The 19,813-nt window shown below is 64.8% G+C and carries 27 protein-coding genes and 2 tRNA genes; 13 read left to right on the top strand and 16 right to left on the bottom strand.

Going from position 1 to position 19,813, the window contains the following annotated elements; translation table 11 throughout:
• The first annotated feature begins 62 nt into the window (after positions 1–62).
• Positions 63–950 (top strand): glycine betaine ABC transporter substrate-binding protein, encoded by an 888-nt coding sequence (locus IWX81_RS01050; protein WP_199280371.1) that lies wholly within the window; start codon positions 63–65, stop codon positions 948–950.
• 31 nt (positions 951–981) lie between these two features.
• Here the strand turns inward: IWX81_RS01050 and IWX81_RS01045 are convergent, their stop codons facing one another.
• From IWX81_RS01045 to msrA, 6 genes are all read right to left on the bottom strand, one after another.
• Positions 982–1,443: an acyl-CoA thioesterase gene (locus tag IWX81_RS01045; protein ID WP_334592551.1), complete on the bottom strand. Its 462-nt coding sequence runs from the start codon at positions 1,441–1,443 to the stop codon at positions 982–984.
• A 17-nt stretch (positions 1,444–1,460) separates the two neighbouring features.
• Positions 1,461–3,143, bottom strand: a complete 1,683-nt coding sequence (gene ettA, locus IWX81_RS01040; protein ID WP_199279433.1) for an energy-dependent translational throttle protein EttA — start codon at positions 3,141–3,143, stop codon at positions 1,461–1,463.
• Between the two features lie 34 nt (positions 3,144–3,177).
• Positions 3,178–3,663 (bottom strand): DUF6993 domain-containing protein, encoded by a 486-nt coding sequence (locus IWX81_RS01035; RefSeq protein ID WP_334592550.1) that lies wholly within the window; start codon positions 3,661–3,663, stop codon positions 3,178–3,180.
• Between the two features lie 128 nt (positions 3,664–3,791).
• Positions 3,792–4,322 carry a single-stranded DNA-binding protein gene (locus IWX81_RS01030; RefSeq protein WP_199279431.1) on the bottom strand — a complete coding sequence of 177 codons (531 nt, stop codon included), beginning with the start codon at positions 4,320–4,322 and terminating at the stop codon, positions 3,792–3,794.
• A 196-nt stretch (positions 4,323–4,518) separates the two neighbouring features.
• Entirely contained in the window at positions 4,519–4,722 is a 204-nt protein-coding gene (locus IWX81_RS01025; protein ID WP_334592549.1) for a methyltransferase, read from the bottom strand.
• A gap of 95 nt (positions 4,723–4,817) precedes the next feature.
• Positions 4,818–5,345 carry a peptide-methionine (S)-S-oxide reductase MsrA gene (gene msrA / locus IWX81_RS01020; RefSeq protein ID WP_199279429.1) on the bottom strand — a complete coding sequence of 176 codons (528 nt, stop codon included), beginning with the start codon at positions 5,343–5,345 and terminating at the stop codon, positions 4,818–4,820.
• 66 nt (positions 5,346–5,411) lie between these two features.
• Between msrA and IWX81_RS01015 the strand changes: the two genes are divergently transcribed.
• The 3 genes from IWX81_RS01015 to IWX81_RS01005 all read left to right on the top strand — a co-directional run bounded on the left by IWX81_RS01015 (position 5,412) and on the right by IWX81_RS01005 (position 7,468).
• Complete coding sequence (locus IWX81_RS01015; RefSeq protein WP_199279428.1) at positions 5,412–6,419, top strand: aldo/keto reductase; 1,008 nt, start codon at positions 5,412–5,414, stop codon at positions 6,417–6,419.
• Between the two features lie 76 nt (positions 6,420–6,495).
• The gene (locus IWX81_RS01010; RefSeq protein ID WP_199279427.1) at positions 6,496–6,753 is read left to right on the top strand and encodes a hypothetical protein; all 258 of its coding nucleotides are present in this window, start codon (positions 6,496–6,498) and stop codon (positions 6,751–6,753) included.
• 64 nt (positions 6,754–6,817) lie between these two features.
• Positions 6,818–7,468, top strand: a complete 651-nt coding sequence (locus IWX81_RS01005; RefSeq protein WP_199279426.1) for a hypothetical protein — start codon at positions 6,818–6,820, stop codon at positions 7,466–7,468.
• A 76-nt stretch (positions 7,469–7,544) separates the two neighbouring features.
• Here IWX81_RS01005 and IWX81_RS01000 read toward each other — a convergent pair whose 3' ends face one another.
• On the bottom strand, positions 7,545–7,946 hold the full coding sequence (locus IWX81_RS01000; RefSeq protein WP_199279425.1) for a GlcG/HbpS family heme-binding protein: 402 nt from the start codon (positions 7,944–7,946) through the stop codon (positions 7,545–7,547).
• 34 nt (positions 7,947–7,980) lie between these two features.
• Positions 7,981–9,201, bottom strand: a complete 1,221-nt coding sequence (gene fdhA, locus IWX81_RS00995; RefSeq protein ID WP_199279424.1) for a formaldehyde dehydrogenase, glutathione-independent — start codon at positions 9,199–9,201, stop codon at positions 7,981–7,983.
• Between the two features lie 157 nt (positions 9,202–9,358).
• Here fdhA and IWX81_RS00990 point away from each other — a divergent pair, with 157 nt between their 5' ends.
• Positions 9,359–10,591, top strand: coding sequence for a helix-turn-helix transcriptional regulator (locus tag IWX81_RS00990; RefSeq protein WP_199279423.1), 1,233 nt, complete (start codon positions 9,359–9,361; stop codon positions 10,589–10,591).
• A gap of 16 nt (positions 10,592–10,607) precedes the next feature.
• On the opposite strand, the gene IWX81_RS00985 is transcribed toward IWX81_RS00990, so the two are convergent.
• The 3 genes from IWX81_RS00985 to IWX81_RS00975 all read right to left on the bottom strand — a co-directional run bounded on the left by IWX81_RS00985 (position 10,608) and on the right by IWX81_RS00975 (position 11,286).
• Positions 10,608–10,683: transfer RNA gene (locus IWX81_RS00985), tRNA-Arg, on the bottom strand.
• Between the two features lie 32 nt (positions 10,684–10,715).
• Positions 10,716–10,976: a thioredoxin family protein gene (locus IWX81_RS00980; RefSeq protein WP_334592544.1), complete on the bottom strand. Its 261-nt coding sequence runs from the start codon at positions 10,974–10,976 to the stop codon at positions 10,716–10,718.
• A 34-nt stretch (positions 10,977–11,010) separates the two neighbouring features.
• Positions 11,011–11,286 (bottom strand): oligoribonuclease, encoded by a 276-nt coding sequence (locus tag IWX81_RS00975; protein WP_199279421.1) that lies wholly within the window; start codon positions 11,284–11,286, stop codon positions 11,011–11,013.
• Between the two features lie 90 nt (positions 11,287–11,376).
• Between IWX81_RS00975 and IWX81_RS00970 the strand changes: the two genes are divergently transcribed.
• The 8 genes from IWX81_RS00970 (at position 11,377) to IWX81_RS00935 (ending at position 15,821) form a co-directional block, all read left to right on the top strand.
• On the top strand, positions 11,377–11,808 hold the full coding sequence (locus IWX81_RS00970) for a MarR family winged helix-turn-helix transcriptional regulator (RefSeq protein WP_199279420.1): 432 nt from the start codon (positions 11,377–11,379) through the stop codon (positions 11,806–11,808).
• Complete coding sequence (locus IWX81_RS00965) at positions 11,805–13,055, top strand: MFS transporter (protein ID WP_199279419.1); 1,251 nt, start codon at positions 11,805–11,807, stop codon at positions 13,053–13,055. The genes IWX81_RS00970 and IWX81_RS00965 overlap by 4 nt, the downstream gene beginning before the upstream one ends.
• 47 nt (positions 13,056–13,102) lie before the next feature.
• Positions 13,103–13,723: an oligoribonuclease gene (orn, locus tag IWX81_RS00960; protein ID WP_199279418.1), complete on the top strand. Its 621-nt coding sequence runs from the start codon at positions 13,103–13,105 to the stop codon at positions 13,721–13,723.
• Between the two features lie 73 nt (positions 13,724–13,796).
• A tRNA-His gene (locus IWX81_RS00955) sits at positions 13,797–13,872 on the top strand.
• Between the two features lie 87 nt (positions 13,873–13,959).
• Entirely contained in the window at positions 13,960–14,250 is a 291-nt protein-coding gene (gene clpS, locus IWX81_RS00950; protein WP_199279417.1) for an ATP-dependent Clp protease adapter ClpS, read from the top strand.
• On the top strand, positions 14,247–14,804 hold the full coding sequence (locus IWX81_RS00945; RefSeq protein WP_199279416.1) for a DUF2017 domain-containing protein: 558 nt from the start codon (positions 14,247–14,249) through the stop codon (positions 14,802–14,804). The genes clpS and IWX81_RS00945 overlap by 4 nt, the downstream gene beginning before the upstream one ends.
• A complete protein-coding gene (locus IWX81_RS00940; protein ID WP_199280369.1) occupies positions 14,794–15,165 on the top strand; it encodes a metallopeptidase family protein in 372 nt (123 codons plus the stop codon). The genes IWX81_RS00945 and IWX81_RS00940 overlap by 11 nt, the downstream gene beginning before the upstream one ends.
• Positions 15,166–15,236: 71 nt before the next feature.
• Positions 15,237–15,821, top strand: coding sequence for a hypothetical protein (locus IWX81_RS00935; protein WP_199279415.1), 585 nt, complete (start codon positions 15,237–15,239; stop codon positions 15,819–15,821).
• Between the two features lie 18 nt (positions 15,822–15,839).
• Here the strand turns inward: IWX81_RS00935 and IWX81_RS00930 are convergent, their stop codons facing one another.
• From IWX81_RS00930 to IWX81_RS00910, 5 genes are all read right to left on the bottom strand, one after another.
• On the bottom strand, positions 15,840–16,379 hold the full coding sequence (locus IWX81_RS00930; RefSeq protein ID WP_199279414.1) for an ATP-binding protein: 540 nt from the start codon (positions 16,377–16,379) through the stop codon (positions 15,840–15,842).
• Positions 16,366–17,115 (bottom strand): energy-coupling factor transporter transmembrane component T family protein, encoded by a 750-nt coding sequence (locus IWX81_RS00925; protein ID WP_199279413.1) that lies wholly within the window; start codon positions 17,113–17,115, stop codon positions 16,366–16,368. Before IWX81_RS00925 ends, IWX81_RS00930 begins: the two co-directional genes overlap by 14 nt.
• Positions 17,112–18,515, bottom strand: a complete 1,404-nt coding sequence (locus IWX81_RS00920; protein WP_334593303.1) for an ABC transporter ATP-binding protein — start codon at positions 18,513–18,515, stop codon at positions 17,112–17,114. The genes IWX81_RS00925 and IWX81_RS00920 overlap by 4 nt, the downstream gene beginning before the upstream one ends.
• 26 nt (positions 18,516–18,541) lie before the next feature.
• Positions 18,542–19,165, bottom strand: coding sequence for an ECF transporter S component (locus IWX81_RS00915; protein ID WP_199279412.1), 624 nt, complete (start codon positions 19,163–19,165; stop codon positions 18,542–18,544).
• Positions 19,166–19,304: 139 nt separating this feature from the next.
• Positions 19,305–19,808 carry a DUF1697 domain-containing protein gene (locus tag IWX81_RS00910; RefSeq protein WP_334593301.1) on the bottom strand — a complete coding sequence of 168 codons (504 nt, stop codon included), beginning with the start codon at positions 19,806–19,808 and terminating at the stop codon, positions 19,305–19,307.
• Positions 19,809–19,813 lie beyond the last annotated feature (5 nt).

The following is a 19,813-nucleotide window of genomic DNA, read 5'->3' as shown; positions in this document are numbered from 1 at the left end:
TGCATGAAACGCCAGTCAACGACGCCCGCGCAGCATGGCGGGCAGAACAGGACGACACCCGTATGAAGAAAAATCTCAGGATGGCAACCGCCATCGGAGCAACCGCTCTGCTCGCTCTCACCGCCTGCGCCACCCCGGCCAGCGATACCGCCGGTGGGGCGGACGATAAAGACCTCACGATCGGCGTCTTCAACGGCTGGCCCGAAGGTGAGGCCGTGTCTATCCTCTGGAAGACGATTCTCGAGGAGAAGGGCTACAACGTCGAGCTCGAGTACGCCGACGTCCTGCCCGTCTTCTCGGCGCTCAGCACTGGCGACTACGACGTGACTCTCGACGGCTGGCTTCCCACCACGCATAAGTCCCTCATGGACGAGTACGGCGACACGATCGGCGACCTCGGGGCGTGGAACGACGAGGCAGTGTTGACCGTCGCGGTGAACGAGGATGCTCCTATCGACTCCCTGGAAGAACTCGCCGCCGAGGGTGACCTCTTCGACAACCGCATCGTCGGCATCGAGCCTGGCGCCGGACTGACCGAAGCCGTCAGCGACGAGACGATCCCGACCTACGGACTCGACTCCTTCGATTTCCAGACGTCATCGACTCCCGCGATGCTCGGCGAGCTCAAGGCTGCTCTGGCCGCCGGCGAGAACATCGCTGTAACGCTGTGGCGCCCGCACTGGGCCTACGACGCGTTCCCCCTCAAGGACCTCGCAGACCCCAAGGGAACGCTGGGTGACAAAGAGTCGCTGCACACGCTCGCGCGCGATGGCTTCGAGGAAGACAGCCCCGAGGTGGCTGCCTGGTTCTCGGACTTCACGATGAGTTCAGAACTGCTCTACTCGCTCGAGAACGTCATGTACAACGAGTACGAGGGAACCGACTTCGACCCCATCGTGGAGAAGTGGATTGCCGACAACCAGGAGTACGTCGACGGCCTGACCGCCTAAGCACAGCAGTCCACGCCGCCTCGTGTGGCCGCTACGCGCGGGATCGCCTCGAGAACATCAGGGGGCCCTCGGTGTAGTCGGCCCACGCGGTGCGGCAGGATTCGGGCAAGCGGGTGGGTCGCCCATCCACTGCCGTCACCGTGACCATGGTCACCACCGAGCGCGCGAACAGCACTCGCGGTTCCACCCCTGCGGGTGAGTACACCTCGTAGCACATGTCGAAACTCGCGCCACCGATGGCTCCAAACCAGACCTCGACCTCGACCGGAGCCCTCGAATAGGGCACCTGCGCGAGATACTCGGTTTCCAGCCGCGCGACGACCGTGAGCACGTCACCCACCCCGGGGTGGAGCACCGCCGTCGGGAGGTTCTCTGCCGGGTCATCTGCTCTCCAGATGACCCGCACCCGCGCTTCCTCGATCAGGCGCAGGATCTCGACGTTGTTGACGTGCCCGTACGCGTCCATGTCTCCCCACCGCAGAGCGATCGGCACGGTGACCCTGGCGATGATCAGTCCCTGGTGAGCTTGCGGTACGCGCTGCGATGCGGCTTCGCCGCGTCCGGACCGAGGCGTTCGATCTTGTTCTCTTCGTACGACTCGAAGTTGCCCTCGAACCAGTACCAGTTCGACGGATCTTCTTCCGTGCCCTCATAAGCGAGGATGTGGGTCGCGATCCGGTCGAGGAACCACCGGTCGTGAGTGATGACCACAGCACAACCGGGGAACTCGAGCAGTGCATTCTCCAGCGAACCGAGGGTCTCGACGTCCAGGTCGTTGGTCGGCTCGTCGAGCAGCAGGAGGTTTCCACCCTGCTTGAGCGTGAGCGCCAGGTTCAGGCGGTTGCGCTCACCACCGGAGAGCACACCGGCCTTCTTTTGCTGGTCAGGGCCCTTGAAGCCGAACTGCGAGACGTAGCCTCGTGACGGGATCTCGGTCTTACCGACCTGGATGTAGTCCTGGCCATCAGAGACGACCTCCCACAGCGTCTTGTTCGGGTCGATGCCGCCGCGATCCTGGTCGACGTAGGAGATATCGACTGTCTCACCGATCTTGAGGTCTCCGCCGTCGAGCGGCTCGAGCCCGGTGATCGTCTTGAACATCGTGGTCTTGCCGACGCCGTTCGGGCCGATGACGCCGACGATTCCGTTTCGGGGAAGGGTGAAGCTGAGGTTGTCGATGAGCACTCGCTCGCCAAAGCCCTTCTTGAGCTTCTTCGCGTCGATGACCTGGGCTCCGAGTCGCGGTCCGACGGGAATCACCAGCTCCTCGAAATCGAGCTTCCTGGTCTTCTCCGCTTCACTGGCCATCTCTTCGTAGCGGGCGAGTCGCGCCTTGGATTTGACCTGGCGGCCCTTGGCATTGCTGCGGACCCATTCCAGCTCTGACGACAGGCGCTTGGCGAGCTTGGCGTCTTTCTTGCCCTGCACTTCGAGCCTGGCGCCCTTTTTCTCGAGGTAGGTCGAGTAGTTGCCCTCGTACGGGTACAGGTGACCGCGGTCGACCTCGGCAATCCACTCGGCGACGTGGTCGAGGAAGTACCTGTCGTGAGTGACCGCAAGGACCGCTCCGTGATACTGGGCGAGGTGCTGCTCGAGCCACAACACGCTCTCGGCGTCGAGGTGGTTGGTGGGCTCGTCGAGCAGCAGCAGGTCGGGCTTCTGCAGCAGCAGTTTGGTCAGCGCCACGCGGCGCTTTTCGCCACCGGAGAGCTTGTCGACCCTGGAGTCTCCCGGAGGCGTACGCAGTGCATCCATCGCCTGTTCGAGCTGGGAGTCGAGATCCCAGGCATCCGCTGCGTCGATCTCTTCCTGGAGCGAGCCCATCTCGGCGAGGAGGGCATCGAAGTCCGCATCGGGTTCGGCCATCTCGAGCCCGATGGCCGAGTGGCGGTCGACCTTGTCTTTGATGGACCGAACACCATCCTGGACGTTCTCGAGCACGGTCTTCGATTCGTCTAGTTCTGGCTCCTGCATCAGGATGCCTACGCTGAACCCGGGGCTCAGCCTGGCTTCTCCGTTGCTGGGGGTGTCGAGCCCGGCCATGATCTTGAGGATCGTCGACTTACCGGCTCCATTCGGGCCGACCACCCCGATCTTTGCACCGGGAAGAAACGACATGGTGACGTCGTCGAGGATGAGCTTGTCGCCGACCGCCTTGCGGGCGCGCACCATGGAATAAATGAATTCGGCCATGGCCCCAGTCTACGGAACGCTGTGGTGCCGGCTGCTACCAGTCGATCGTGCGGGTGACGCCGATCAGGCAGGTCCCGGTCGTGAGCTTGGGCGCGACGATCGTGCTGTATCCCAGTGCGCTGAACTGCCCGATCAGGCACTGGTCGCCCATCAGGACGGAGAAAATCAGGGAATCCACCGGCAGGTCGATGGCGGTGCGGTCGGGTGTGAGTTGCATCGACGCCTTGTCGAATCCCACGCTGACGAGGTTGTCGACCACTCCCCTGCCCTCGGGGATGACGTTTCCCGAATCGATGAAGTACTGCTGGTTCGTTGCATCGAAGACGGGTTTGTTCTGCTCAGCAGTTCCTCCGGCCATGTACACCGGTTGCGCCGTAGGAGTCGGCGTCGGCGCATCTTCGGGGACCGACGATGCTGTCGGTCGGCTGGTGGATGCGTTGCCATTGACCGTGGTCTCGGTGGTACCCACACAGGAACTGAGTACCAGCGCGAGAGCACATCCGGCGACGGTTGCTGACACAACCCGTCTTGTGAGCACCATTCCCGAAATCCCCCACCGATGTGATTCACCCGAACGGCTGCCGACACGTGCCGATCAGCCGATCAGCCGATCAGGGCGAGTATAGGGCCGTTGCCCGAGCCTCACGCTCAGAACGGCACGCTGGCGGCCTCCGTGAGGGGGGAATCGGCGAGCGGTTCGGTGACACCGAGATCCTCTGGGGCGCCTCCCTCGTCGCCGACCGCCGCTGCGTTCGCCCACGATTCCGTCGGCGCTTCGCCGTCCCCCGTCGAAGCAGGGTTCGTCGCACTCGCTCGGGAGGTCGAGATGGTGCGGGAGAACTTCGAGGTGCCCCACGAGAGGTCGTGGCCGATCGCGTCGGCTTCGATGTCGATGGTGGTGCCGGTGCGTTCGCCGTTGTCCCATTCCCTGATTCGCAGGCGCCCTGTGACCAACACGCGGTCACCCTTGTCGATCGAACCTGCGCAATTCATGCCGAGCTGGCGGAAGGCAGTGATCGTGTACCAGTTGGTATCGACATCGATCCATCGCTCGGCCGTGCGGTCGAATCGTCGCTGTGCGGACGCCAGCCGGAACGATGAGATCGTGAGTCCCTCGTTCGTCGTGATGTTTCGCGGAACTGTGGCCACCAGGCCGGTGATGGTGATGTTATCGGTCATGTTCGCTCCGTACGCAGGGGGCCCGGCACGGAGGATGTTCCGTGCCGGGATCGGAGCCCGGGGTCGACACTCGTGCCGGGAAGCCGCCCCGGGCTTCGATGCCCCCAGTGTTGCCCGACGGAAGAGCCCGGAACGAAATCCGTTCCCACGCGGGAACAACTCAGTTCCGCGATGGCTGTGCAGGAGATGACCCCGGTTAGTGCTCCCGGAACTCCGGCCATTCTGCCCCGGGAAGAAGTGCGGCATGGAGCGCGCTCTTGGCCACGTCGAGCGACGGGTATGCGGCCCTGAAATCATCGTCATTCAGCAGCTTGAAGGTGTATCCGCCCGCGATCCTGTGCACTGAACCCACAGCTCCAGCCGGTCCGAAAGCCACCCAGGTCTGCCCGGTCAACGTCATGTCACTCATCATTGAGCCCCTTTCACGCGTTCGATGTTGACGTTACGCCGAACCGATTGCGAATGACAGGGTGAACCGCGGTGTGGGGCGCGCTGTCAGGAGGCGAGAACGTAGCTCGCAAACGACTTCCGGATCTTATTGACCTTGGGAAGCGCGACGGCCATGCAGTAGCCCTGGCCGGGATTCTTCGCGAAGAAGTCCTGGTGGTACGACTCGGCCCGGTACCAGTCACCGAGCGGCTCCATGGTCGTCATCAGACCGCCATCCCAGTAACCGGATGCCCGCTCGATGGCCGCCTCGAAGGTCGACTTCTGCGCGTCATCCGTAAAGAACATGGCCGATCGATACTGGGTTCCGACGTCTGCCCCCTGCCGGTTCAGCTGGCGCGGGTCATGCAGGCTGAAGAACACGTCGAGGATGACGTCATCCGGTATCACCGCCGGATCGAAGGTCACAGCTACAGCCTCGGCATGACCCGTGGTGCCCGAACACACCGATTCGTAGTCGGGATGAACCGTGTGGCCGCCGGTGTAACCGGACACGACATCCTGGACACCCATGAGAGTGCGGTAGACGGCGTCGAGGCACCAGAAGCAGCCGCCAGCGAGAACGAAGGTGTGCATGGTTCGAGCTTATGTTCTCAGGGTTGCCCACCACATGTCAGCCCGCCGCGGCCATAGTCTGGAGACATGCCTTACTCTGCAGCAGACGACCGCTACGAATCCATCGACTACGTGAGGGTGGGTCGCAGCGGGCTCAAGCTCCCGAAGATCTCCCTCGGAATCTGGAACAACTTCGGCTACGACCGACCGCTCGACACCCAGAGGGCGATCATCCACCGGGCATTCGACCTCGGTGTCACTCACATCGACATCGCCAACAACTACGGCCCTCCTCCCGGATCGGCCGAAAGCAACTTCGGCACGATCTTCGCTCAGGATCTCGCACCGTACCGCGACGAGCTCATCATCTCCTCCAAGGCCGGCTACACGATGTGGGAAGGTCCGTACCAGGATTTCGGTTCGCGCAAATACCTGCTCTCGTCGCTCGACGCGAGCCTGCAGCGCACAGGGCTCGACTACTTCGACATCTTCTACTCCCACCGCCCCGACCCCGAGACACCCATCGAAGAGACGATGGGTGCCCTCGCCAGCGCCGTGCACTCGGGCAAAGCGCTCTATGTCGGGATCTCCAACTACAGCCCGGAGCAGACCCGTGCGGCCCAGGCCGCCCTTGCCGTGCATAACGTGCCGCTGACCGTCCACCAGCCCAGGTACAACATGTTCGACCGCCACATCGAGGATGGGCTGTTCCCCGTTCTCGACGACCTCGGCATGGGCAGCATCGTGTTCTCCCCTCTTGCGCAGGGACTGCTGACTGATCGCTATCTCGACGGAATCCCCAGCGACTCCCGCGCGGCGAACAGCCCCTTCCTCGGTGCGTCGAACATCACGGAGGAATACCTGGGTCGGGTGCGTGGGCTGAACTCCATCGCCCAGTCGCGGGGCCAGAGTGTCGCCCAACTCGCATTGTCCTGGGTGCTGCGCATCCCGCAGGTGACCTCAGCGCTCATCGGGGCCAGCAGCGTCGCCCAGCTCGAGAACAATCTTGCTGCCCTGGACTTCGACAACCTGACCGACGACGAGATCACCGCCATCGATGAGTTCGCGGTGGATGGCACGGGTACGCGCCGCTGATCCAGCCCGCGGTAGAGAATGTCGTCGGTAGAACGTATCTTCGAATGTAGCGAACCACTACATCTGAGGAGACACCGTGACGACGCTCGATTTTGCCGGAACCCACCAGACCTACCCTGCAGGAATTCGCGCCGGCATAGCCGTCGTTCCGCTTCACGACGACCTGTGGCGGGTGACCCGCGCCGATGGCGATGTGCTCGGATATGTCGAGCGCAGCCTGACGGTGTCGGGATACCGCTACCTCGCGAAGCGGCTGTTGCGGCGCCAGCGCAGGTTCCTTCCCGTCGGCGAGTTCTGGGAGTTCGACGACGCGATGGACTGCTTCAGGTTCTGACCGGCTGGGGCGACTCGCCCAAGGCCTCCGCGATCTGGGTTGCACGCGGGGTTACAGTGCCTCCATGGTGCAGCAGTGGTGGAATGACATTGTCCGTTGGTTCGAGTCCGATGGCGGCCAGACCGTCATCACGAGCGCGATCATCCCGTTCGTGGCGATCGTCGTAGGTGGGGTGGTGGCAGGGTTGATCGCCCGGGGCGCCATCAAACGGCTCATCGCCCAGCAGGACCGCGAGCATAAGGCTGCAGCGGTCGCCACCCTCATCGCCGCCGGGCGTCGCGCTGCAACATGGAGCACCCTGTCGGCGCCGGAGAAAGACCACGTCGAGCACCAGTCGAGCGAGGCCGAGGTGCGCGTGCGGCTCCTTCCCGTGCTCGGCGCGACCCTGGCCGCCGACTGGGCAGGGCACCAGCTGGCCACCATGAAGAAGAACTCCACGAACTACAGCTTCCAGGCTGAACAGGATCTCGCCGATTTCCAGGATGGACTCCTCACCTGGCAGTCGAAGCCGGCGCGGGCCAAGAAGCTTTTCGCCCAGGACCTCGCAGCCTGGAAGTACGAGACCCCGACCACGCCTACGGCTGACGAGCAGCTCGCCACCAAGCAGCGCGAGTGGTCAGCATCGCAGCCGACTTCGACATTATCGTCCACTGACTCATCGTCGAACTCGACCAACGCCGCCACGACAGTGATGCCGCAGGCGGCAGGCAAGTAGCGACTACCGCGCGCAACGAAGCGGCGCCCACGCCCAGCCTGAAGGCTCGAGTGCGGGCGCCGCTTCGTGTTGTCTGTCAGAGTGCGGCGACTCCGGCTTCGGCGACGGCCTGATCCTGCTCGCCAGACCCGCCGCTGACACCGAGTCCACCGACGACGACGCCATCGATCGACAGCGGAATCCCGCCGGCGAAGATCATCACCTTGCCGCCGTTGCTGGCATCGATGCCGTAGAACTGCTGCCCTGGCTGGGAGTTTTCGCCCAAATCCTTCGTCTGGATGTCGAAAGCTCGAGACGTCCATGCCTTTTTGATCGAGATGTCGACGCTGCCCATCCACGCCCCGTCCATCCGAACGTGGGCGATCAACTGCCCTCCCGCATCCACGACGGCGATGTTCATCGGCTGGCCGATCCGTTCCGCGCTCTTCTCAGCCGCGGCGATGACCGTGCGGGCTGTGGCAAGTGTCAATGCTGGCATTGCTTCTCCTTATCAATAGTCTTGCGTGCGTGGATCAGGCGTCGAGGTAGCCGTTCGGGTTGAGCACGTACTTCGTCGCTGCCCCTGCATCGAATTCGGCGTAGCCTCGCGGGGCATCCTCGAGGGAGATGGCCTTCGCGTTGACGGCCTTGGCGATCTGTACCTTGTCATGAAGGATCGCCATCATCAGCTGGCGGTTGTACTTCATCACCGGGCACTGTCCTGTGGTGAATGACAGCGACTTCGCCCAGCCCGTGCCGAAGCTCAGCGACAGCGATCCGACCTTGGAAGCCTCATCGGATGCCCCGGGGTCGCCGGTGACGTAGAGACCGGGGATTCCGATCGCCCCGCCGGCTCCCGTGGCATCCATCAACGAATTCAGCACCGTGGCCGGCGCCTCCTTCGCGTGGGCGCCGCCGCCCTGACCGCGGGCCTCGAACCCCACGGCATCGACAGCGGCGTCGACCTCGGGCACTCCGAGAATCTGCTCGAGCTGGTCGACGAGATTTCCTTCACCGACATTGACGGTCTCACACCCGAAGCTGCGGGCCTGTGCCAGCCTGTCTTCGTTGAGGTCGCCGACGATGACCACGGCGGCCCCCAGCAGCTGCGCGCCAGCGGCGGCGGCGAGCCCCACGGGACCAGCTCCGGCGATGTACACGGTGGAGCCGACAGTCACACCGGCGGTCACCGCACCGTGGAATCCGGTGGGGAAGATGTCGGAGAGCATGGTCAGGTCCATGATCTTCTCGAGCGCCTGGTCACGGTCGGGGAATTTCAGCAGGTTCCAGTCGGCGTAGGGAACGAGCACGTACTCGGCCTGCCCTCCGACCCAGCCGCCCATGTCGACGTATCCGTACGCGCTGCCGGGGCGGTCGGGATTGACGTTGAGGCAGATCCCGGTCTTGCCTTCCTTGCAATTGCGACAGCGTCCGCACGAGATGTTGAAGGGCACGGAGACGATGTCGCCGACCTTGATGAACTCCACGCCCGGACCGACCTCGACGACCTCGCCGGTGATCTCGTGACCGAGCACCAGGTCGACGGGGGCCGTCGTGCGGCCTCGAACCATGTGCTGGTCGGAACCGCAGATGTTCGTCGACACCGTGCGCAGAATCGCACCGTGTGGCACCTTCCGCCCGACATTCTCGGGGTTGACTCCGGGCCCATCCTTGAGCTCGAAGGTCGGATAGTCGATGTCGATGACCTCGACCTCTCCCGGACCCTTATATGCGACTGCCCTGTTAGATGTCATGTTCATCCCTTTCCACAACGGTGTGCGGTGCTGGCGCCAAACCGACGAGCACCTCTTTCCATACTCCGTGGTGCATGCGCGCCACACCATCGCCAATCGGGACGGTGCTGCTACCCCAACGGGTAGGGCATGGAGGTGGCCGACATAGTCTTGAAGGATGCTGCTCGCGGGTCTGACCGATGTTCTTGCCGCTCCCCTGCCGGAGGTGGCCACACATCTTTCGGCACTGCTCGCGAGGTACGTCCCGCACTCCACGCTCGCGATCCTCGCCGAGGACGACGTGGAACACCCCACGAAGCAACACGGCGTCACGCCGGCCAGCGATCTGCTCACGTTCACCGAACTCGACGCCGTGAGAACCACCCTCGACGCAGGCTCTACAGGCGTGCAGCTCATCCAGGTCGGCGGAACATCCCGACGCGCGTTCACCGCTGTCGCCGAATCCGGCGCGTTATTGGTGTTACTCGATCCTGGGCCGATCGTGTCTGAGCGGCTCGTGATGCAGCTATGGCAGATCGTCGCCCTGCGCATCCGGCAACGTGCCAGCGAGGCATCCCCCGACTACCTCACGCAGGCACGGGTGGCATCGAGCGTGCGGGCCGAAGCCATCACAGAGCTGGCGGACCACCACTCGGCCGTGCTGGACGCGCTTGTCGCCGTGCTGCGTTCGACCACTCTCGACGACCGTGCCGCACGGCAGACCGCGACCCGGCTCGCCGCCTCAGCGCTGGTGCAGCTTCGCACGTCCACAGATCGGGTGCGCACGTTCAACGAAGAGCCGGTGAGCCAGGCCTTCGAACGACTTCAGGATGACCTGAGGCCGCTGGTGAAGTATCGCGACATCGACGTGCAGTTCATCGAGCCGCCCGTCGACGGTCGAGCGCTGCCGAGCGAGGTCGCCCACGGCGCCAGGGCCGTGGTGCGCGGGGCGATTCTCGCGCTCGTGGACCAGCCGGCGATCGGCAAAGTCCGGGTGCAATGGGACTGCGACGGGCGAAACCTCCTGATCGATGTTCGGGACGATGGCCCTGGTGAGCTCTCCGTCGACAGCGCGCAACTTCAGCCACTGGCGCAGCGGGTGCTCGCGTTGAACGGCGAATGGAGCCTCGATGCCACCGTCGGATGGGGCACCGAGATGTCGGTGGTGCTACCCCTGGACCCTCCTCCGGTCAGGGCCGAGGAGAATCCGTCATGGGATCTGCGGCCGCGTGAACTCGAGGTTCTGGAGCATCTCGCGACGGGACAGCGCTACCGCTCCATCGCCGCCAGCATGGGCATCAGCGAGAACACAGTGAAGTTCCACGTGTCGAAGGTGTTCCGCAAACTCGGCGTCGGCTCCCGCGCGGAAGCTGTCGCGATCGCGTTCGAGCATCGAGCGCCGTTCGCCTAGTGGCGTGCGCGCTACGTGGTGCCCTCGGCAGGATTCGAACCTGCGACCAAGAGATTAGAAGGCTCCTGCTCTATCCCCTGAGCTACGAGGGCGGGAATCGTCCACCACGATACAGCGTCGTGGGTCAGACGGCTTTCGCGAGCGCCACCAGCACCTGGTTCACGGTCGGCACACCCTCTGCCCTGAAAACCTCTGAGCCGTCGTCTGCCAGCACGACGACAGTCGGCGTGACACGGATGCCCGCCTTCTCGGCCTCGGCCGCGTCGCGTACGACGTCCAGCTCGGCGATCTTCGCCGCAGGAACAAGCGCAGCGACCTCGAGAAGCACGCCCCGCGTCACCATGCAGGGCTCACAGAAATTGGACGAAAAAAAGAGAAGGTTCACCGTTGCCTGAACGTCGCGGGGCGTCGAGAGATTCCTAGGCGTCGTAGCGTTCTTCGACGGCCTCGATCGGGTCGCTGTCTTTCTTATCCCACGTGTAGGTGACCTGCACCTGCTCGCCGACGCGCCTGGCGACGGGAGAGATGTACTCGAGCTGGGTCTCCTTGCCATCGAAGGCCGCGATCACGGTGATCTCGGTCTCCCATGTTCCGTCGGTGCTGATGCGGGTATCGGAGCGACCGTCGTACGGACCGTCGGTGTAGAACACCACGTACTCGTCGCCGCGGGAGATCTCAGGAGCTGTGTCAGTCATACGACAGTCTTAGCAGACCCGACTGCCGGTTGGCTCCGCGCTCCCCCGACAGGATAACCGAGTTATATAACTTGGTTATACAATTGAAGGATGGATACAACAGTCGTCATCGAGTCGCTCATCGGCTCGACCCACAAACTCACGCGGATCGCTGCCAGATGGACTGGCTCATCAGTCTCATCGGCGGTCTGGTCGACTCTCGCCGTGCTGCGGACGGACGGGCCGCACAGGATCGGCGAGCTCGCGAAAGCCGCGCGTATCAGCCAGCCGGGAATGACGAAGCTGCTGCAGAATCTCGTCGAAGACGAATGGGTGCTTCGGATCGCCGATACTGAAGACTCCCGGGCGTGGCTCATCGCGATCACCCCCAAGGGCCATGATGCACTCGTGAACTGGCGCCACGAGCTCGCCCAGGCGACCACTCCCATGTTCGACGAGCTGTCGGAGAGTGACTGGCGCGTACTCGAACACGCCACCCGCATTCTGGCCGCCAGGGTCGACGCAGCGGCGGTGGCAGCATGAGCGCCACTCCGAACGTGAGAACAGCATCGACATCGAGCATCCTGACACAGCCGAAACAGGTCTGGGCTGTCGCCTTCGCGTGCGTCATAGCCTTCATGGGCATCGGACTCGTCGACCCCATCCTGCCGGTCATCGCCGAGGACCTGTCGGCTACCCCCACCGAAACCGAGCTACTCTTCACGAGCTATCTGCTCATCACAGGCCTCGCGATGCTCATCACGAGCTTCATCTCGAGCCGCCTGGGTCCCAAGCGCACCCTCATGATCGGGCTGGCCGTCATCGTCGTCTTCGCCCTTCTTGCGGCGCTCGGCAGCAATGTGGAGGCCGTCATTGCCTTCCGCGCGGGCTGGGGTCTCGGAAACGCGCTCTTCATCTCCACGGCGCTGGCCACCATCGTCGGTGCCGCGAGCGGAGGCACCTCAGCGGCGATCATCCTCTACGAGGCGGCCTTGGGTCTCGGAATCGCGATCGGGCCCCTGCTGGGCGGACTGCTCGGCTCGGTGAGTTGGCGCGGACCGTTCTTCGGCACGGCGACCCTGATGGCCATCGGATTCATCGCGATTGCGGTGCTGCTGGAGAAGGAGGATCGCTCCACCCTTCAGCCGACGCGGCTCTCCGCACCGTTGCGGGCCCTCGCGAACCCTGCCATTGCCGTGCTCGCCGCGGCCGCACTCTTCTACAACATCGGTTTCTTCGTGCTGCTCGCGTACACGCCGTTCCCGCTCGGATTCGGGGCCATCGGGATCGGATTCACGTTCTTCGGCTGGGGTGTTGCCCTCGCCATCACGTCGGTGTGGATTGCACCGCTGCTGACCCGGCGGCTGCCGCGAACTGTCGTGCTGCGCGTGATGCTTCCCCTGCTCGCGCTCGATCTCGTGGCTGCCGGAGCCTTCGTCGACTCCCAGGTCGGCCTCGTGACCTGCGTGATCGCCGGTGGGGCAATGCTCGGAGTGGTGAACACTGTGCTCACCGAGAGCGTGATGGAAGCGACAGATCTGCCGCGCTCCGTCGCGTCGTCCGCATACTCCTCGGTGCGCTTCATTGGTGGAGCCGTCGCCCCTCCGCTGGCCACGGTGCTCGCCGGGTTGTTCACCGCCGCCACTCCGTATTTCGTGGCCGCGGCATCCGTCGTCATCTCGGCACTCATCATCACGCTGGGCCGTCGCGCGCTCAATCGGGTCGATCACGCCGGGGGCGAGAGCGACCAGGTCGAAGCCGAAGCGATCACCGCGGGCGAGGTGGGCTGATGTCCGGCGCCCCGGCCGACGCCCCACCCCGGCGGTAAGCTCGGGTCATGGCTTCCCACTCTGACCTGCTGGTCTGGATCGACTGCGAAATGACCGGACTCGACATCTCGGTCGACGAACTCGTGGAGGTGGCCGTTGTCGTCACCGACTACAACCTGCAGCCCCTCGACCCCGGGTTCTCGATCGTGATCAAGCCGGATCAGACCGCATGGGACAACATGGGTGAGTTCGTGCGCAACATGCACACCGAGAGCGGGCTCATCGACGAAGTCCCGGACGGCGTGTCTCTCGCGGATGCCGAATACGCCGTGAACGAATACATCCTGAAATTCGTGCCGACGCCGCAGAGCGCACCGCTTGCCGGCAACACCATCGGCACCGACCGCACCTTCCTCGCGAAGTACATGCCCCGCGTCGACAGCCACCTGCATTACCGCAGCATCGACGTGTCATCCATCAAGGAATTGTCGCGTCGGTGGTTCCCCCGCGTGTATTTCAACGCGCCGTCGAAGGATGGTGGACACCGGGCACTCGCCGATATCCGCGAATCGATCAGGGAACTGGACTACTACCGCAAGGCGGTCTTCGTGCAGGAGCCCGGACCGACGACCGAACAGGTCCAGGCCATCTCGACGGCCGTGGTCGAAGACTTCGCGGAGCGGCTGTAGCGGTTTTGCATTTGCCTGAAAGGCATTACACTTGTCAGGTTGCCTAGCGTGAAATTGCGCAAAGCATTCCATGGTGGGCGTAGCTCAGTTGGCAGAGCGCTGGCTTGTGGAGCCGGATGTCGCGGGTTCGAGCCCCGTCGTTCACCCCATCGGAAACGGTCTGACCCAGGTCAGGCCGTTTCTTTTTTGTCCCAGGTGCGTTTTGGCACCCAATTCTTCACTGCAGGGAGGTCTGGATGCCGATTCCCACGCTCGAACGAGACACCTTCCTCGAGACAGCCGAACTGCCGGACACCCCGTGGGTCACCATCGTGTGGAACGATCCGGTGAACCTCCAGTCGTACGTCTCCTACGTGTTCCGCAGCTACTTCGGGCATCCCCGTCCCGAAGCCGAACGGCTCATGCTGCTCGTGCACAACGAGGGACGAGCGGTGGTGGCATCCGGAGGCAGGGAAGAAATGGAGCGCCACGTGGAGGCCATGCACGATTTCGGCCTCTGGGCCACCCTGGCCAAGGACGAGTCGTGATCCCGTTCGAGCATTCGGGGCCCGTGATCACGGCTCGGCTGCAGAGCTTCGAGGCGGAGCTGCTGGGCGACCTCGCGGGGCAGCTCATCGTGCTGCTGGGAGACCGGACGGGAGTCGAGCCTGGCGGTGATCCGGAGCAGGCCGCGACCGCCGCCCTGCTGGCGCAACTGGGAATAGGCGGCTCGGAGAGCGCGCCGCTGGATCCCGCTCTCGCTCGGCTTCTTCCTGATGCCTACCGCAATGATGACGCCGCGTCGACTGAGCATCGTCGGCTTACCGAGCTGGGGCTCGTCGATCGCAAGATCGCCAATGCGAACATCGTCGTCGCTACCGTCGCGACCGATCCCGTCGAACTCGACGAGCAGTCGGCGCAGTCCTGGCTGAGGACCCTCACCGACCTGAGGCTGACGCTCGCGGCACGACTGCACATCGAAGAGGATGGAGACGACGGCACCGGCGACCAGGCGATGCTCGACGTCTACGACTGGCTCGGTTACCTGCAGGGCACACTGCTCGACGAGATCGAACGGATGAAGGGTGACCATGAACTCTGAACGACCCGAACTCTCCGACATCGACGCCGGGCAGTTCGAGAAGCTCGTGATCGACGAACTCGACCTGCTGCCCGACGACATGGTCGACGGGCTCGACAACGTGATCTTCGTGACGGAGGACCGTCCGGAGGATGGATCACTCGATGTGCTCGGGCTGTACGACGGGGTGGCACTGACGGAACGGGGAAACTACGGCTTCGGGGAACTGCCGGATCGGATCATCCTGTTCCGCGAACCGTTGCTGGAGGTGTCGGCGCATCTCGAAGAGTTGAAAGAGCAGATCCACGTGACCCTCGTGCACGAGATCGCCCACTTCTACGGCATCGACGACGAACAGCTGCACGAGCTCGGCTGGGGCTGAGCGCGTGGGCTGCACCGGGCAGGTGCCGCGCCACGTATGATTCCAAACGTAAGTTCTGATCAGGAGGCACCGTGTTTTCGACCCATCGAGCGACGTCGGTCGCGCTGTCTGCAGCGATCGTGTTCGGGCTCGGTGGCTGTTCGCTCATCGAACCGCAGGGCACCGTCGTGCCCCTCTCGGGCATCGCCGCCTGCGCCCAGGGGCACACCTGGAATCTGGATATGGCGAAGCTCGCCGAAGATGTCAAAGCCAATATCGCAGCACAGGGAGTTGGCGTCGACGTCGCCACGACCGGGAACCAGTCCATGACCTGGGACATCGACGGTGCTGTCGTGATCGAGTCCGCCTACACACTGACGATGACCTCGGTGCCCGCGGAAGGCCAGCTCCAGACCGTCACCACCACCCACACGGGCACGGCGACCGGAGCCTCGTACATCGACGAGAACGTGGCGATCCCCCGCGACTGGGACGCGACAGGCACCATCATCACGACCGTGGCAGATCTCAACGGCACCCCACTCGACCCCGTGCCCTACGGCGTGCTGAACGCCGACCTAGATGACTCGGTCGGGGTCGAACTCACCTGCGATGGTGACGCGCTCACCACTCACCCCCGTGGCGGCGGAGTGACCCAGGCCTGGATCAAGGGCTGAGTCGAGATCAGTCGACAGTCAGGAACGCGCTGCGCGACTGACGTTGCCGAGGATGGCGGCGGTGTCGCGCCCGTCCACCAGCATGCTCGCCAGGGCGCGGGGGTTCTCTCTCGCCATGAACCGCTCCTCCTGCTGCGCCCAGCGATCCCAGAACGGCGCGTAAGCGTCGCCGTCACGATTCAGGGCGCGCGACTTGCGAGTCGCGTCGTCGAGGTCGACCCATACCGCGACATCCGCCAGCGCCAGCGATGACCTGCTGATCGCGCCGACTCCCTCGATCACGATGGGAGCTGATGCATCGAGCTCATGCCGGGCACCGGGCACTCCCGCCGCCCAATCCCACGCTCGCCAGCGCGCCGTGGTGAGGATCGAGGCGACGGCCCTGCTGCCCGCATCGAGCCCATCCCACCCCGGATAGAGGTCGTCGAGTCTCACGAGCTGGCACCCGGGCCAGCCGTCCACCAGCGCTCGCGCCAGTTCGGTCTTGCCCGACCCGGAGCGGCCATCGATGAGGATCCGCCGCGCCCGCGCGGTTCCCGCAGCGTCACTGCCCGACAATGAAATTCCACCTCCCGGATGCCACGGCCGCCGCAATCGCGACGAGTCCGATCGACAGCCCCGCGGCCATCACGAACCACTCCCGCGCGCCCCAGGGGGATTCACGGGCCCAGGTGCGGTCGACGTCCGCCCCGAATCCCCGGGCCTCCATGGCCGTCGCCAGCGTGCTCCCCCGCCTGATCGACAGCACGAAAAGCGCGAACGCCTGCCCGGCCAGGCGCCGGATCCGGCCACTATCCGCGACCCCGCGGGCGCGGCGAGCCAGCTCGAGCGAGCGCCAGTCTTCGAGAAACAGGGAGATGAGTCGCATTCCGGCGAGAGCGCCCAGCACGAACCGGGCGGGCAGCCGCAACCGCTGCGCGAGGCCATCGGCGAGTTCCGTCGGGTCGATCGTCACGAACAGCACCACGGCCGGAAGTCCGATGGCCAGCACGCGCAGCACGGTCGCGATGGCGAGTGTGAGGGAACCCTCGCTCACCCGGGCGAAGGCGAACTCGAAGAAGACCGTGCCTTCGGTGCGGCCATACAGCGCGATCGTGACGCCCGTGAGTGGAGCCGCTATCCAGACCGGCAGTGTCCGCAGCCAGAACTGCCGGGCCGGCATCCTGATGATGGCGAAAGCTATCAGTTCGAGCGCGAGGGCGACGCTCGCCGAGACCCAGTCGATGGTCAGCACGAGGCAGAGAGCCAGGAGCAGTGCCGCGCCGAGCCTGGCCACGGGGTTCACGGCGGTCATGTCAGTTCGACCGTGGAGTCCGCGATGGCATCCACCAGGTCGAGGTCATGAGTGATGGCCACGAGAGCTGTGCCGTCGTCGACGAGCTCGGCCAAAAGGGCGACGAGCTCGGCCCAGGTGCGGGAATCCTGTCCGAACGTCGGTTCGTCGAGCACGAGCACTCCCGGTCGCGTCGCCAGCATCGTCGCGACACTGAGCCGACGCTTCTCGCCGCCCGAGAGTGTGAACGGGTTCGCTTCGGCGAGCCTGGCCAGCCGCAGCCGCTCGAGCAATTCCGTCACCCTCGAGTCGGTCTCGGCCGCACTCAGACCGAGGGCAATGGGGCCCACAGACAGCTCGGCTCGCACTGTCGATGCGAGAAACTGGTGTTCCGGTTGCTGGAACACCGTGCCGATGCGCGTCAGCAGCTGGCGGGAACGCCAGGAGATCGGATGCGGCCCTGCGCCGTCCGCCAGCACGTCACTCGCCGTCACCACTCCCCCGACCGGCGGAAGCAGCCCGGCCAGCGTGAGCCCGAGCGTGGACTTCCCCGTGCCGTTGGACCCGGTGATCGCGAGGGTCGCCCCGCTCGAGACGCTCAGGTCGAGCCCGGACTGCACTGCCTCTCGAGACCGTCCGACCGCCAGCCCTTCTGTGTCGAGCACTGCGACCGGTGCCCGCCGTTGCCGTCGGTTCGGAAGAGGCGGTGGATGCCCCGGAACCCAGACCCCGCCGGCCGCGAGTGCCGCACCCCGAGCCTCGAGAACGCTCGAGGGATTGCCGTCGGCGACGACTCCACCGCCCGCGCCGAGCACGACGACCCGATCGACGACGTGCTGCCACACGGCCACCCGGTGCTCGATGACAACGAGCGTCGCTCCGGTCTGCTGCGCGACCCTTGACACGGCGTCGCGCACCTCGGCAACGCCGACGGGATCGAGGTTCGCCGTCGGTTCATCGAGCAGGATCAGGCCGGGCCGCATGGCGATCACTCCCGCGAGCGCGAGCCGCTGCTTCTGCCCACCCGAGAGCGCCGTGGTGGAACGATCGAGCGGCACAGCGAGCCCGACGGCGTCGAGAGATTCGCGAACCCGTCTCCACGTTTCATCCCGCGGCACACCGAGGTTTTCGCAGCCGAAGGCGACATCGTCACCGACCCTCGCCAGGATCAGCTGGCTGTCCGGATCCTGGAGCACGAGCCCGGCACGACCGGGGGCCGGTCTGTGCCCGTCGACCAGCATCGTTCCTTCGTGCTCGCCCTCGTCGTCGGCGAGCACTCCCGCGAGCGCGTGGAGCAGGGTGGACTTGCCTGCACCGGATGCCCCGAGCAGCAGCACGCGCTGGCCGGGCTCGATACTGAGGTCGAGGTCGCGGACGGCCCACGCGAGTCGCCCAGCGTGCCGCCATCCCCAGCCGGAGATGGCGACGGACGCGGGAGTGACGGTGCTCAGACGCGTGTCGCGATCTCGCGACCCGCAGCGAAGCGGTTGAGCGCACCGGTGCGGGCGAGGCCACGCATGGCAAGCCACGACAGCAGGCCCGCGATGAGAGCGCCGCCCACCATGGCCGAGATCGTGTAGATCATGATGAACGGCGTGTCAGAGCCGGGGTACCACAGGGTGAGGTCGGTGACGGCCATGCCGAGCCCGGCTCCCACCCCGGCGAGGATCGCGACCCCGACCCGCCAGTTGGCGTACAGGAAGATCGCGAAGACCAGTTCGGCTCCGAGGCCCTGAACGGCGCCGCTGACGAGGGTCAGGGGGCCCCACTGGTTCCCGATGAGCGCCGACACCGTCGCGGCGACGAGCTCGCCGTAGAGCGCGGCTCCCGGTTTGCGGACCACGATGGCGGTCAGCACACCGGCGAAGAGCCAGAATCCGCCGCCGACGGCCTGCAAGCCAGGCAGAAGCGCCGCGAGAGGGTCGGTGACGGGATTGGATGCGACGTTCCACACCACGAAAACGAGCCCGCTCGCGACGCCGATGACACTGGCTACGACGATGTCGACGACGCGCCAGCGGAAGCGCGAACCCAGGGTCGTATCCTGCGGAGTGGAGAGTGTTGTAGTCATATCGTGCCTTTCGAATGAAATGGCACGGGTTTCGAGATTGCCTCCCTGCGCTGGCATGATCCAGATCAGGTTCGACGGTCGAAGCTTGGAGAAGCTTCCTCTCAGCCCGGCTCACCGGACTCCCGTGTTCGACCCCAGCTTACGACGGATTGCCTGATGCGGTGTCGTCGAGCAGTGCCACAAGTTTCGAGACCGTCCTCAGGTTGCGCGCCGTGGCGTCGCGACCGAACTGCCGCCAGAACGATGGCTTCAGTTTCGTTGCGGAGATTCCCTCCGGCATCGACTGGTACACCGCCTCTGCACCGACCTCGACGAGTTCGGGCGCGAGGTCAACCGGCACCTCGACGTGCCCAGGAACGACCGACATGAAAGTGATGGTGAGCTTCGACTCGTCCCCCTCGAAGGGGAAGGCTGCGGCGATCCGCCGGAATCGCGCGGGGTCGATGACGAGGATGCTCGTGTTCACCCCGGTCTCGGTGGCGATCCGCGCTTCGAGAGCCGCCGCATCCACCACTCCGCCGAAGACGACGTTGCCGCTGTTGAGCAGCGTCACCACATCGGTCGCTCCCGCGTCGGTGAAGAGGGTGCGCAGGATCGCCATCGGCACCTTCGTCGTGGGGCCGACATTGATTCCGCGCAGCAGGGCGA

The organism is Salinibacterium sp. CAN_S4, assembly GCF_015752305.1.
In the GTDB taxonomy this organism is placed as follows: Bacteria; Actinomycetota; Actinomycetes; order Actinomycetales; family Microbacteriaceae; genus Rhodoglobus.
This window is presented reverse-complemented; position numbering and strand designations above follow the sequence as displayed.